At 70.4% G+C, this 12251-nt stretch carries 9 protein-coding genes and 1 tRNA gene; 5 read left to right on the forward strand and 5 right to left on the reverse strand.

What is annotated here, in order from left to right:
* The first annotated feature begins 50 nt into the window (after positions 1–50).
* On the forward strand, positions 51–2696 hold the full coding sequence (locus AB0M51_RS15705; RefSeq protein WP_344188789.1) for a hypothetical protein: 2646 nt from the start codon (positions 51–53) through the stop codon (positions 2694–2696).
* A 41-nt stretch (positions 2697–2737) separates the two neighbouring features.
* Here the strand turns inward: AB0M51_RS15705 and AB0M51_RS15710 are convergent, their stop codons facing one another.
* The 3 genes from AB0M51_RS15710 to AB0M51_RS15720 form a co-directional block, all read right to left on the reverse strand.
* Complete coding sequence (locus tag AB0M51_RS15710; RefSeq protein ID WP_344188788.1) at positions 2738–3856, reverse strand: endonuclease; 1119 nt, start codon at positions 3854–3856, stop codon at positions 2738–2740.
* A gap of 124 nt (positions 3857–3980) precedes the next feature.
* Positions 3981–4658 carry a hypothetical protein gene (locus AB0M51_RS15715; protein WP_325039276.1) on the reverse strand — a complete coding sequence of 226 codons (678 nt, stop codon included), beginning with the start codon at positions 4656–4658 and terminating at the stop codon, positions 3981–3983.
* Positions 4655–5149 (reverse strand): sigma-70 family RNA polymerase sigma factor, encoded by a 495-nt coding sequence (locus tag AB0M51_RS15720; RefSeq protein ID WP_325039277.1) that lies wholly within the window; start codon positions 5147–5149, stop codon positions 4655–4657. Before AB0M51_RS15720 ends, AB0M51_RS15715 begins: the two co-directional genes overlap by 4 nt.
* A 451-nt stretch (positions 5150–5600) precedes the next feature.
* Here AB0M51_RS15720 and AB0M51_RS15725 point away from each other — a divergent pair, with 451 nt between their 5' ends.
* Positions 5601–9209: a S8 family serine peptidase gene (locus tag AB0M51_RS15725; RefSeq protein WP_344188787.1), complete on the forward strand. Its 3609-nt coding sequence runs from the start codon at positions 5601–5603 to the stop codon at positions 9207–9209.
* 39 nt (positions 9210–9248) lie between these two features.
* On the opposite strand, the gene AB0M51_RS15730 is transcribed toward AB0M51_RS15725, so the two are convergent.
* Positions 9249–10220 (reverse strand): helix-turn-helix domain-containing protein, encoded by a 972-nt coding sequence (locus AB0M51_RS15730; protein ID WP_344188786.1) that lies wholly within the window; start codon positions 10218–10220, stop codon positions 9249–9251.
* Between the two features lie 161 nt (positions 10221–10381).
* Here AB0M51_RS15730 and AB0M51_RS15735 point away from each other — a divergent pair, with 161 nt between their 5' ends.
* Positions 10382–10567, forward strand: coding sequence for a hypothetical protein (locus AB0M51_RS15735; RefSeq protein WP_344188785.1), 186 nt, complete (start codon positions 10382–10384; stop codon positions 10565–10567).
* An 89-nt stretch (positions 10568–10656) separates the two neighbouring features.
* Here the strand turns inward: AB0M51_RS15735 and AB0M51_RS15740 are convergent.
* A tRNA-Leu gene (locus AB0M51_RS15740) sits at positions 10657–10740 on the reverse strand.
* Positions 10741–10911: 171 nt separating this feature from the next.
* Between AB0M51_RS15740 and AB0M51_RS15745 the strand changes: the two genes are divergently transcribed.
* On the forward strand, positions 10912–11751 hold the full coding sequence (locus AB0M51_RS15745; RefSeq protein ID WP_344188784.1) for a DUF3662 and FHA domain-containing protein: 840 nt from the start codon (positions 10912–10914) through the stop codon (positions 11749–11751).
* Positions 11752–11761: 10 nt separating this feature from the next.
* Entirely contained in the window at positions 11762–12244 is a 483-nt protein-coding gene (locus tag AB0M51_RS15750) for an FHA domain-containing protein (protein WP_344188783.1), read from the forward strand.
* The last annotated feature ends 7 nt before the right edge of the window (positions 12245–12251 follow it).

The raw sequence follows: 12251 nt of genomic DNA on the forward strand, positions 1-12251 counted from the left end.
GGCAACTCACCGACAGTGTCGGCGACCGCTACGATCCGCAGGCTGTTCCAATGAGCCAGGTCCCGGGGGTCGACCGCGTCACGCGCACCGACCGGCTCGGCAATCCGATCTCGCTCGGCGACGTCCTGCCGGAGAGCAAGGCGATCCTGTTCACCGGCCCGCCGGGCATGGGCAAGAGCACCGAGCTCGACCGCGCCGAGGACCTGGCCGCACAGCACGGCTGGACCACCATCCGGATGTCGGCGTCGGCGAACATCCCGATCGAGCACCACCTGACCGCGGCGGTCCGGAACAGCCTGGACACGCTGGACCGGCGGTTCCGGCAGCGGCGGCCGCCGACGACCGGCGTCGGCCGGATGCTCGCCCGGTTCCGTCCCGACCCGCTGCGCAAGCTCCGCACGACCGTCAACGACCTGACCCGCAGCGGCCGGAAGACCCGGGTCGGGGTCGAGACCCGGGTCGGCGGCGGCCCGGTCCAGGTGATCCACAAGACCGAGCAGGACACCACGGCGTACGACAAGCTCGGCACCACGCTGAACGACTTCGCCGACGAGCTCGGCAAGCTGACCGAGATCGACGACAAGCCGATCCTGCTACTGGTCGACAACATCGACAAGGCAGCGGAGCCCGACCGGGCCGGTCTGAACGAGCTGGCAATCCACATCGAAGGCCTCGATCGTCCGGTCTGGCTGATCGCGGCCGGCGGCTCGATGTCGACCAGCAGCCTGATGGTCGCGTCCCGGCGGATGTCCGGGATCGCCACCACGACGTCGAACCAGTTCGACATCCGCGAGCTCGAGCCGGTCGCGGACGAGCAGCTCCGGCCGGCCGTCACGAGGCCGCTGGAGGCGGCCGGCATCCCGTACGACGAGGTCGCGATCGAGAACCTGCTCGCCGCCGCGAACGGCCACCCCGCGCGGATCCGGAACTTCTGCAACGCCGCGGTCGCGTACCGGGACCAGGAGCAGGGCATCACCGTGCTGACCGCAGCCCGGGCGATCGCCCACGTGAACGCGGACGCGGCACAGATGTACCAGGACGTGTGGGACCAGAAGGACACCACCGCCGCGCAGAAGGATCTGCTCGCCCGGGTCGCCGCCGAGGGGTCGAACGGGCTCTCGATGCCGGCCGTCACGCAGGCCGCCGGTCCCGGCACCTGGCAGCAGATCGACGAGGCCCGCCAGGACCTGGTCGCCCGCGGTCTGCTCCGCGAGCACGACGGTACGGTCGTCACGATCCCCGACCACGGGTTCCGGGACTGGCTGAACGACTACCTCGGCCAGATCCCGAAGCCGCCGGCCGCGACGCCGGTGCTGCCGGAGGCGGGCGCCCGGTCCGCCGCGCTCGCACCCGCGCACCCGACCGGCAGGCGCGAGCGGACCAACGAGGTGTTCGGGTCCGGGGCGAAGCTCGTCCACCAGGTCGACCGGAAGGACGACCGCGGCCGGGCGCTGTCGCTCGACCAGCGGGTCCCCCGCGGTACGTCGGTGTTGTTCACCGGGCCGCCCGGATCCGGGACCAGCCAGGAGCTGAGCCGGACCAAGCAGCTCGCGGACCAGGAGGGCTGGATCTCGATCCGGCTGGACGCCACCCGGCGGGAGCCGATCGAGGCCCGGGTGATCCGCGCCCTGCAGAGCCAGATGGGCGCCTTCGAGGCGCGCTTCCCGCCGGGCGAGGTGAACCAGCTGAAGAAGCTGGTGAACGGGATGGCGATCCGGACCCAGAACCGGATGCACACCGCGCAGGCCCGGTTCGGCTGGCCCGGCGCGTTCCAGGTCGGCGTGCACCGGTCCTGGGAGGGCGTCGCCAAGGACTCGGTCGGCGCGACGCTGAACGACGTCGCCGCGCAGCTCGGCAGGATGACCGCGCCGACCGGACAGCCGATGCTGCTGATGGTCGACAACCTGGACGCCGCCTCGAAGTCGGACCTGACCACGCTGACGGAGCTGTCGGCGCACCTGCGCCGGGCCAGGAAGCCGCTCTTCCTGATCGCGGCCGGCGGCGAGGAGGCCACCAGCCGGTTGCTCGAGGCATCGGGCGGGAAGGCCGGCAAGGAGACCATGGAGGCCGCGCGCTGGGACGTGCGCCGGCTCACCCCGCTGAACGCGGAGGAGCTGCGGCCGGCGCTGGCCAGGCCTCTCCAGGAGGCCGGCATCCGGTCCACTCCGCAGGCCGTCGACCAACTGCTCGCCGCGGCGAACGGCAACCCGAGCCGCCTGCGGACCCTGACCGGCGAGGCGCTCGACCTGGCCGGCCCGGACCAGGCACTCACCGCGGAAACCGTCGGTACGGCGATCGAGCAGCACCAGATCCGTTCCCGCGTGCTGTACGACGCTGCCTGGTACAACTGCACACCCGAGCAGAAGGACCTGCTGGCCAGGACCGCCTCACACGGAGCACAGGGGATCCCGATCCCGGCCCGGTCCGGGACCGACCCGAATCGCTGGTCGCTCGACGGCGCGGCGCAGAAGCTCGTCTCCAACGGCCTGCTGACCCGGACCGGGCAGCAGATCAAGGTCGGCGACCCGGGCTTCCAGAAGTGGGTGCAGACCCGGCTCGGGGTCGCCGCCGCGCAGTCCGGCGTCGTACAGGCCTCGCAGGCGAAGGCCGCCGTACCGACCGGGCAGCTGACCGGTGAGCGGGCGCCCGAACTGCGGGCCGCCGGGCAGAGCCGGGACCTGCAGACCAACAGATAAGGCCGCGCCTCCGGGGAGACGCGGCCCTCGGGTTCAGACCGTCACGGCCAGATCGAGCTGATCCACTCCGGGTGGTCGATGAACGGGTTCCGGTTGTGCTGGAACTGGCTGTAGATGACCTCGTTGCGGTTCTTCTCGAACGCGTCCGGCGGGTCGGCCGCCGCCCACGCCTTCAGCACCGAGAGCTTGCCCATGTACGGAGCGGTGCCGTTGTTGACCTGGTCGTCGAGCTCGAGGTTCGGGAACCCGTCGTCGCCCTCGTAGCGGACGGCCATGTAGAAGATCATCCGGGCGACGTCGCCGCGGACCGCCGGGCGGGGCGCGAACGAGTCCGAGTCCGCCGTACAACCGGTGCACTGGGCAACCGCCGTACCGCCGTTGTCGAAGTCGAGGTTGCCGCGCGCCGAGTTCACCGTGACGTCCTCCGGACGCAGGTGGTGGATGTCGGTGCCGGGGCCGGTCGTGGTGCCGAAGTCGCCGTGCGACTTGGCCCAGACGTGCTCACGGTTCCAGTCGTCGGCGTCGCCGCCCTGGCTGCTCTTCGGGATCGAGCGGCCGGAGTAGACCTCGATGACGTTGTTGCTGTTGTTCGGGTCCTGGTCGGTGACCTTGAGTGCGTCCCAGACCTGGTCGTAGGTGAGCTTGGTCTGCTGCGAGATGATCGCGTGCAGCGCGGCCTTGAGCGCGGCGCCGGTCTTGCCCTCGGCACCGGCGTAGTAGTCGCCGGGATCACCGGGATCCGAGCTGCCACCGCCGCCGGTGAAGGCGGTCGCGTTCTTCAGGCCGGGATGCGAGAAGTACGCCGTCAGCGTGCCGGTGACGGTGATCTGCTTCCCGAGCAGGCTCGGGTTGCTCTGCAGCCCGTACGACGCGCGGAACGCGTCCGGGATCTGCACGTAGAGCATCGACGACGTACTGGTCTGCGACGCCGAGTCGGCGAGCGCCAGCGCGTAGTCGTTCGGGAAGTTGCTGCGGACAACGGTGCTGGTCGCGGTCGGCTGACCGACGACATAGCCGGTGACCGAGGCGGTCGAGTTGTCCTGCTGGCCGATCGCGGTGGCGACGGTGATCGTGGTGGCGGCGTTCGACGGGGTGATGCCGAAGCCGAGGAGCGCTAGGACGGCGGTGACGAGCAGCGCCGGACGGAACAATCGGGACACGGCTACTCCCAGGGGCGGGTGGGGACCGGACCCTCACAGGTTGCCCGTCCTTTCCCCGCCGCGAAACCTCCCACCGCCTGAAAGTTGCCCGGCCATCCGGCGAACCACGGGTCACGAATCAGCGTTACGGCAACTGCAGCCGGCCGATCGGGCCGGCCGCGACGAGACTCTTCGAGGGCTTGGCCGTGGGACTCAGGTCTTCGTAGAGCAGGTACGACCCGGCCGGCAACGATGCGCCGGCACAGGACCGGATGGCGATCCCGGCGTCCACAACCTTCGACTGACCGGCGCGCAGCTCGACCGCCTTGGCCGTCGTACTGACGGTCGCGTGCCCCACCATCCGGCCGTCGCGGACGACCGCGACCCACTGGGGTGGCAGACCGGCGATGAGCGGGTGTGGCAGGCCGCCGTGGTACTGATACTTCGAGCGGATGCTCCCTGACCACCCGCCGGCGGTCCGGCTGATGCTCTTCTGGGTCAGGGTCACCGTGGCGACCTGGCGTCCGCTGCCGGTTGGGTCGGGCGCCGGGAAGACGTCGCCGCACTGGTACGGCGCGACCGCGGTCGGCCGGGCGGTACTCGCCACCGTGCTCGCCGGACCGGCCGGAGTCGTGGCGTTTCCGGGCATCGCGGCATACGCACCGACCGCGAGCACGGCCACGGCCGCGACTCCGGAGGCGCCGACGAGCCCGGCGCGCACGCGACGCCGGCGACGGATCCGGGGCAGCAGGTCGTGTTCCGCGAGTTCCACGCCGGCGCCGTGTCCGGCCAGTTCCTCGAGCAGGTTCTTCACGTCGGTCATGTCAGGTTCTCCTCCGGTACGGCGAGCTGCGCGGCGAGCTTGCCGCGGGCATCGGCCAGATGGCGTTTGACCGTGCCTTCCGCGCAGTCGAGTTGCGCTGCGATCTGCGGCACCGTGAGGTCTTCGTAGTACCGAAGCACCACACAGGCACGTTGCCGCGGCGACAGCGTGGCCAGGGCGTGCCGGATGTCGTCGGCCGGCCCGTGATCCGGCTCCTCGGCAACCGGCTGGACGAACAGGTGCCGCTTCGCCCGCCAGAGTCCGGCGCGCCGCCTGCCGTCGACGTACTGGTTCAGCATCGCCCGCCGGACGTAGCTCTCCAGTTCGGCGATGTCGTCGCCGAGCCGCAGCCGGCTGAAGACACGCAGCAACGCGTCCTGGACCAGGTCGGCCGCCGCTGCCTGCTCTCCGGTCAGGAGATAGCCGTACGCGCGCAGCGCATCGCCTCGTGCCGCGAGGAGTTCCTGGAAGGCTCGTTCCCAGTCGGCCATGGCACCCGCTTCGTCGATTACGCCGTCAGATTCGCACTGTCAGCCGTCAAGACGAGCCATGCCGCCGGAACGTTGGGGGCATCGCGAGAAGTTTGAACCGGTGGGGTGCTGAAAGAGTGAGTGTCATTCAGCACCCCACCTGGGCAAGCGGGCCCCCATCAGGCCGTGACGTACCGCCGCAGCCTGCTCTGCCCACCTACCAGCGAGGTACCACTGGCGGGCGGCACCTCACCGACACGGCGGCGTTGGGCGGACGCCGTTACGGACCGTACTCATTTCGACACGTCTTGTCCATACCCCGTCGGCGGCCAACTGCTCGGCGGGGGCGAGGCCGAAAGTATGGCGCGGTTGCGCCATGTCGCAGGGACGGCAGTGCTGGACAGGCCGGATTTCCCTGACGTGATTGCAAACTCTGTCGAAAGGTTGTCCCCGCCCGAAGGAGAAACCGCCCATGCCCTCCCCCCGACGGATCGCCGCGCTGACCACAGCGGCGGTCCTTGCCCTCGGCGCGGCGACGGTGATCCCGTCCGCCGCCGCCCCGCCACCATCCGCGAACCAAGCCCCCGGAAAGACATCCACGGTCACGCTGATCACCGGTGACGTCGTCGAGGTGACCGACGCCGGCGCCGGCCGGAAGGCCGCCACCGTGCACCCGGCCGCGGGCCGCGAAGGCGTCTCGTTCCATACCGTCGAGGCCGACGGCGGCCTGCGGGTGCTGCCGAGCGACGCCGTCCCGTACATCTCCACCGGTGTCCTGGACGTGAACCTGTTCGACGTCGACGAGCTGATCGCGGACGGGTACGGCGAGTCCTCCGACCTCCCGCTGATCGTCAAGGACACGCCCGGGCTGCGGGCCGAGCGGAACCTGACCGGTACGACGACCACCCGGCAGTTGCCGTCGATCGGCGGCCGCGCCGTCGAAGCGGCGAAGGACCAACTGCCGGCGCTGTGGAACTCGCTGAAGCCGGCCGCCGGCGTCCAGACCCTGAACAGCAGCGTCAGCAAGATCTGGCTGGACGGCAAGGTCAAGCCGGTGCTGGACAAGAGCGTCCCGCAGATCGGTGCGCCGGACGCGTGGAAGGCGGGGTACGAAGGGTCCGGCGTCGAGGTCGCCGTGCTGGACACCGGCGTCGACGCGAACCACCCGGACCTGCAGGGCAAGGTCAAGGAGAGCCAGGACTTCTCCGGCAGCCCGAGCGGTACCGAGGACCACTTCGGCCACGGCACGCACGTCGCCGCGACCATCGCCGGCACCGGTGCGGGCGCCGGCGGTACCCGGAAGGGCGTCGCACCGAAGGCCGACCTGCTGGTCGGCAAGGTGCTCGGCGACGACGGGTACGGCTACGACTCCTGGATCATCGCCGGGATGGAGTGGGCCGCCGACTCGGGTGCCAAGGTCGTGAACATGAGCCTCGGCGGTGACGCCACCGACGGCACCGACCCGCTCAGCCAGGCGGTCAACGACATCACCGCACAGACCGGCACGCTGTTCGTGGTTGCGGCCGGCAACGAGGGCCAGGACGAGACCGTCGGTACGCCGGGTGCTGCCGCCGCCGCGCTGACGGTCGGCGCCGTCGACCGGGAGGACAAGCTCGCCGACTTCTCCAGCCGCGGCCCGCGCCTCGGCGACTCGGGCCTGAAGCCCGAGATCACCGCGCCCGGCGTCGGCATCATCGCCGCCCGCGCCGCCGGCACCGCGATGGGCGACCCGGTCGACGAGCTCTACACCGCCGCCTCCGGTACGTCGATGGCGACGCCGCACGTCGCCGGCGCCGCCGCGCTGCTCGCCCAGCAGCACCCGGACTGGAAGGCCGACCAGCTGAAGAACGCGCTGGTCAGTACGGCGAAGACGCAGCCCGACCAGACCGTGTACCAGCAGGGCGCCGGCCGCGTCGACCTGACCCGCGCCGTCGCGCAGAAGGTGACCGCGAGCGGGGTCGCGGACTTCGGCCTGCAGACCACGACCGACGCGACCACCCGGACCATCACGTACCGGAACGACGCCGACAACGCGGTCACGCTGAACCTCGCCGCCCAGATCACCAACCTGGACAGCGGCAAGCCGACGACCGCCGGCTTCACGGTCCCCGGCTCGGTGACCGTGCCCGCGCACGGCACGGCCGACGTACCGCTGGTGCTGGACGCGGCGCAGCTCGGCCGCGGGCAGTACAGCGGCTGGGTCGTCGCCACCGGGCCGGACGGCGTCGTCACGCACACCGCGGTCGGCGCGCTGCGGTCCGGGCCGAAGCACAAGGTCACGCTCCGCGCCGTCGACATGGAGGGCCGGCCGACGGGTGTCCCGGTGTTCTCGCTGTACGGCGACAACTCGCGGTCCGACGTACTGGCGTGGATCCGCGACGGGCAGTCGTACACCGCCGAGGTCGAAGAGGGCACGTACCTGATGCATGCGCTGGTCGAGCACAACGACCCGCAGGACGAGCAGGCCAGCCTGGTCACCGATCCGAACGTGGTGATCGACAAGGACACCGACCTCGTCATCGACGCCCGGAAGGCGGTGCCGATCACGATCGAGACGCCGAAGCCGTCCGAGCAGCAGGCGGTGCTCAGCTACTACGTGCACCGCGTGTACGGCAACGGCCGGTCGATCTCGCACGGGGTCATGCACTTCAGCACCGTTCAGAAGGTGAACGTGACCCCGACCAAGCCGGTCAAGGACGGCACGTTCGAGTTCTCCTCCCGCTGGCAGCTGGTCGCCCCGATGGTCCAGGCGTCCGTTCCCGGCGTGCCCGGGCCGCTGGACATCAACCTGCTCGGCCAGTCCCCGGCGTACGACGGGAAGAAGCGGTTCCGGCTGGCAACGTCGCTGCAGGACGCGAAGGGCGCGCTGGTCGTGCTGCCGTCCGACAGCGAACGGACCGAGATCGACGCGGCGGCCGCGGCAGGAGCCGCCGCCGTCGTCCTGATCCGCCCGGCCGACTGGACCGCCTGGACCGTCTGGCGCCCGACCGGTGACCGGCTGCCGATCCCGGCGATGGTCACCACGACGAAGGACGGCCAGAAGCTGCTCGACCGGGTGCGACGCGGCGGCGCCTCGATCGACCTGACGCTGACCACCTCCAGCCCGTACCTGTACGACGTACAGCAGGTGTCGACCGGCGCGATCCCCGCGAAGATCGACTACAAGGTGACTGCCGCGAACAGTGCCCGGATCACTACTCGGTACGCCGACAACGGCGGGTTCAACTGGGCCAAGGAGCAGCGGTTCGGGTGGCGTCCGTGGCAGGAGTACTCGTGGAACGACGCGCAGCGATTCGTCGAGACGCCGAAGGTGCGGGAGGAGTGGGTGACCTCGGGTGACTCGCTCTGGCAGCACCGGGTGCACCACCTGTACACGTGGGACACGATGAACCCGCTCGGCGGCGGGATGACGTCCGTACCGCAGAGCTACCGGGCGGCGAAGTCGGACGAGACCTGGTTCGGACCGGTCGTCCGGCCGGCTGCCGCACCGGGGGTGCCGTCGACGCGGACCGGTGACCGGCTGTCGCTCCGAATCCCGACGTTCGTGGACGCGGCCGGGCACTACACGCGCGGCGAGACCACGTCCGCGTCGGCAACGCTGTCCCGGGACGGGAAGGTGGTCGCGGAGCTGCCGAACGCGTGGGCGGACGTGATCACTTCCAGCGCTGACGCGGCGTACAAGCTGGAGCTGTCGACCGCTCGGATCGACGAGGACGGGGAGTGGAACTGGGGGACGCGGACGCAGACCTCGTGGGAGTTCCGCTCGGCGAAGCAGCCGGACGACAAGGCTGTGCCGCTTGCGCTGCAGCAGGTGAACTACAAGGTGCCGGTCGACCTGACCGGCCGGGTGGCGACCCGTACGCACGTCGTCGGCCTGGACTCCCCAGGAGCTACTTCCTTGAAGGCCTGGGCCTCGTACGACGAGGGCTCCAGCTGGCAACGCCTCGCCGTCGCAGGTGCGCTCGGACACTACGTAGCCGTCGTCCCCAACGCCCACGACACGGTGTCGCTGAAGGTAGAAGCCACCGGCCTCAAGACGAAGATCACCCAGACAGTGATCCGCGCCTACGGCGTCCGCTGAAAGCACGCGCCGGGCGCCGCTCCGCGGCCCCCGGCGCGCTTACAGCCAGTTGCGTTTGGCTGCTTGGAAGGCCAGGCCGGTTCTTGTGTCTACGCCTGCGAGGGCCATCAGGCGGTCCAGGCGGCGTTGGACCGTTCGGCGGCTGATGCCCAGTTGGGTGGCGATCGACTTGTCGGGTACGCCGCCGACGAGGAGCGAGAGCAGCAGCCGCTCGGAGTCGTCGAGGCCCTCGGGTTCCTCGGGGCCGGGCTGCAGGCGGACCGGAGTGGCGAACTCCCAGTAGCTTTCGAAGAGGGCCAGCAGGGCGTCCAGCAGCTGGCCCTGATTGATGATGGCGGCGGACGGCTCCCCGACCGTCTCGTCGTCGCGGACGAGCGGGCAGATCGCCGTCGAGCGATCGACGATGGCGAGGCGGACGGGCAGCGTCGGTACGACTCTCGCCTCCTCGCCCCAGCTGACCCCCTCGGCGATCGAGTCCAGTTCGCCCGGGGTCTCGATCAGCGCGCGCTCGTAGATCGCCCGGTAGCGCACACCACGGGACAGCGCGCCGTACTCCTCGGTGTTCTCGGCGCCCTGCATCGCCAGCGGGTTCGCGCGGCAGAACCAGAGGATCTCCTGGCGTGCGGAGTTCTGCAGGTCGCGGAGGCGTTCGCGAAGAGTGGTCGCGCCGATGATGACCTCGACCAGGTGATGCGCGTCCCGGCGGCCGGCGCCGGCACGGAACTCCTCGCTGAGCGCGGCGACCGTCTTCCGTGCGGCCTCGAGCGACTCCTGGCGGCGGAGCAACGTCGTACCGAAGGCGACGTCCGGCGGCAGCGGCCGGAACACCGGGTCCTCGGCCGGCTGCACCGACACCAGGCCCTTCGCCTGCAACCGCTGCAGCACCTCGTCGGCCTCCTGCGGCGGCAGCTCGGCGACCTCGGCGAGCTCCGCGGCCCGCGCGGCGGACAGGCCGACCAGCAGCCGGTACGTGTGCTCCTCGTGGGCGTCGAGCAACGAACCGTCCTGCATGCACCTACCTAACAGCCTTACTGATCGGGAAGCGAGCGCTTTCCCAATGACACAAAAGAGCCATGACCCGATCGTGTCATCACGACTTCGGTGAGCACCCGTCACTTCCCGGTCAAGCGGAACTCGCCGCCGCCCAGCGAACCGCCCTGGAGAAGAGACGCATGATGAGCATGACCGACTACGCCGGCATCGCCGGCCTGATCGCCGCGGCCGCCGTCGCGATCTGGATGCTGCGCAACCACCGCACCGCAACCACCGCCCGCACCGGCAAACACCGCGGCTCCCCGACCCTGCGCCTACCCCGCCCCGCCCACCCGGAGCGCGCCGCCGCCCGTGGCAGCAGGTGAGCTCGCCGGGCGGTGAATCATCCGAAAGGACGAAATCCGGCCGGGAATGCAAGAAGTCCCGGTCGAGGTTTCGACCGGGACCTTGTCTGTGCGCGAGGGGGGAGTTGAACCCCCACGCCCTTTCGGGCACACGGACCTGAACCGTGCGCGTCTGCCTATTCCGCCACCCGCGCGCTGCCGCCTGAGATGATCTCCTGGCGACGAGAAGGAACAGTAGCACGGGTTGTGCCGGTGCTTCACATTGCGGGTTCGGTCGAACCTCCCGATACGATCGATCGTCGTACCCGGTGTGTCCGCCACGACCGGTGGACGACATATGGCGTACCGACGGTGGAGGAGGAGGCGTGCGACCGCTACAGCGCTTCGAGCGACGCCTGGAAGGCATTGTCAGCGGTGTCTTCGCGCGCGCTTTCAAGGGTGATGTGGAGCCGATCGAGCTGGCCGCGGCTCTCAAGCGTGAGATCGACAACACCGCGCGGATCCTGTCCCGGGACCGCCGGCTGGTGCCGAACCACTTCACGATCGAGCTCGGCCCGGACGACTTCGAGCGGCTGAACGCCTACGGCCGGACCCTGAACCACGAGCTCGCGAACGAGCTGCGGGACCACGCGGACATCCAGCGGTACACGTTCTCCGGACCCATCGACATCGAGCTGGTCCAGCAGGATGATCTGCCGACCGGTAAGTTCCGGGTGGTCAGCGAGACGGCCGGGACGCCCCAGCGGCGACCGGCCCAGTACCAGCAGCCCGAGCCCCAGCCCTACCAGCAGGAGCCCTACGTGCCGCCGAACCCGCCGCCGGTCGCCCCGCAGTACCAGCAGCCGCCGCCCCCGCAGCAGTCGCCGCGGCGCGGCCACCCGCAGGTGATGCTCGAGGTGAACGGCCGCCGCCGCCCGGTCAACCCGCCCGGAGTGGTGCTCGGCCGCGGCACCGACGCGGACATCCAGATCAACGACCCGGGCGTCTCCCGGCGGCACGCCGAGATCCGGCTGATGCCCGAGGGCCCCGGCGGTATCCGGGTCGTGCTGGTCGACCTCGGCTCGACCAACGGCACGCTGGTGAACGGCCGCCGGTCCACCGAGGCCGAGTTGACCGACGGCTCCACCGTCCGGATCGGCAACACGACCATGACGCTGCGTCTCGCGGACGAGCCGATGGCCCAGCCGCCGAGCAGCGGGTGGTGACTGACCTTCCATGTCGGAACTGACCCTGACCCTGATCAAACTGGGGTTCCTGGCCCTGTTGTGGATGTTCGTCCTCGCAGTGCTGTCCGTGATCAGGTCGGACCTGTTCGGTGCCAAGGTGGACAGCCGGGCGGCGGCCGCCGCCGCGCCGCAGGTCACCCGGACGCCGAAGCCCGCGAAGCCCGCCAAGAAGCGCAAGGGCCTGCCCGGGTCGCTGAGCATCGCGGACGGTCCGCAGGCCGGGGTCGGCGCGTCGCTGGTCGACGAGCCGGTGATCATCGGTCGTGGATCGGACTGCCAGATCCGGCTGGACGACGACTACTCCTCCACCCGGCACGCCCGGCTGTTCCTGTCCGAGGGCCAGTGGTGGGTCGAGGACCTCGGCTCCACCAACGGCACGTACCTGGACGGTCAGCGGGTCACCCGCCCGGTCCCGGCCGAGATCGGCGGTTCGATCCGGATCGGCCGGACCACGCTGAACATCGCGAAGTAGGCCTGCC

Origin of the sequence: Kribbella sp. NPDC051137, from assembly GCF_040682535.1 — a bacterium.
GTDB lineage: Bacteria > Actinomycetota > Actinomycetes > Propionibacteriales > Kribbellaceae > Kribbella > Kribbella karoonensis.

What these genes read in the sequence shown, in the direction of transcription:
- AB0M51_RS15705 (WP_344188789.1), top strand. Translation starts at nt 51, where the DNA reads ATGAGCCAGGTCCCGGGGGTCGACCGCGTCACGCGCACCGACCGGCTC.
- AB0M51_RS15715 (WP_325039276.1), bottom strand. Translation starts at nt 4,658, where the DNA reads ATGACCGACGTGAAGAACCTGCTCGAGGAACTGGCCGGACACGGCGCC.
- AB0M51_RS15720 (WP_325039277.1), bottom strand. Translation starts at nt 5,149, where the DNA reads ATGGCCGACTGGGAACGAGCCTTCCAGGAACTCCTCGCGGCACGAGGC.
- AB0M51_RS15725 (WP_344188787.1), top strand. Translation starts at nt 5,601, where the DNA reads ATGCCCTCCCCCCGACGGATCGCCGCGCTGACCACAGCGGCGGTCCTT.
- AB0M51_RS15730 (WP_344188786.1), bottom strand. Translation starts at nt 10,220, where the DNA reads ATGCAGGACGGTTCGTTGCTCGACGCCCACGAGGAGCACACGTACCGG.
- AB0M51_RS15735 (WP_344188785.1), top strand. Translation starts at nt 10,382, where the DNA reads ATGATGAGCATGACCGACTACGCCGGCATCGCCGGCCTGATCGCCGCG.
- AB0M51_RS15750 (WP_344188783.1), top strand. Translation starts at nt 11,762, where the DNA reads ATGTCGGAACTGACCCTGACCCTGATCAAACTGGGGTTCCTGGCCCTG.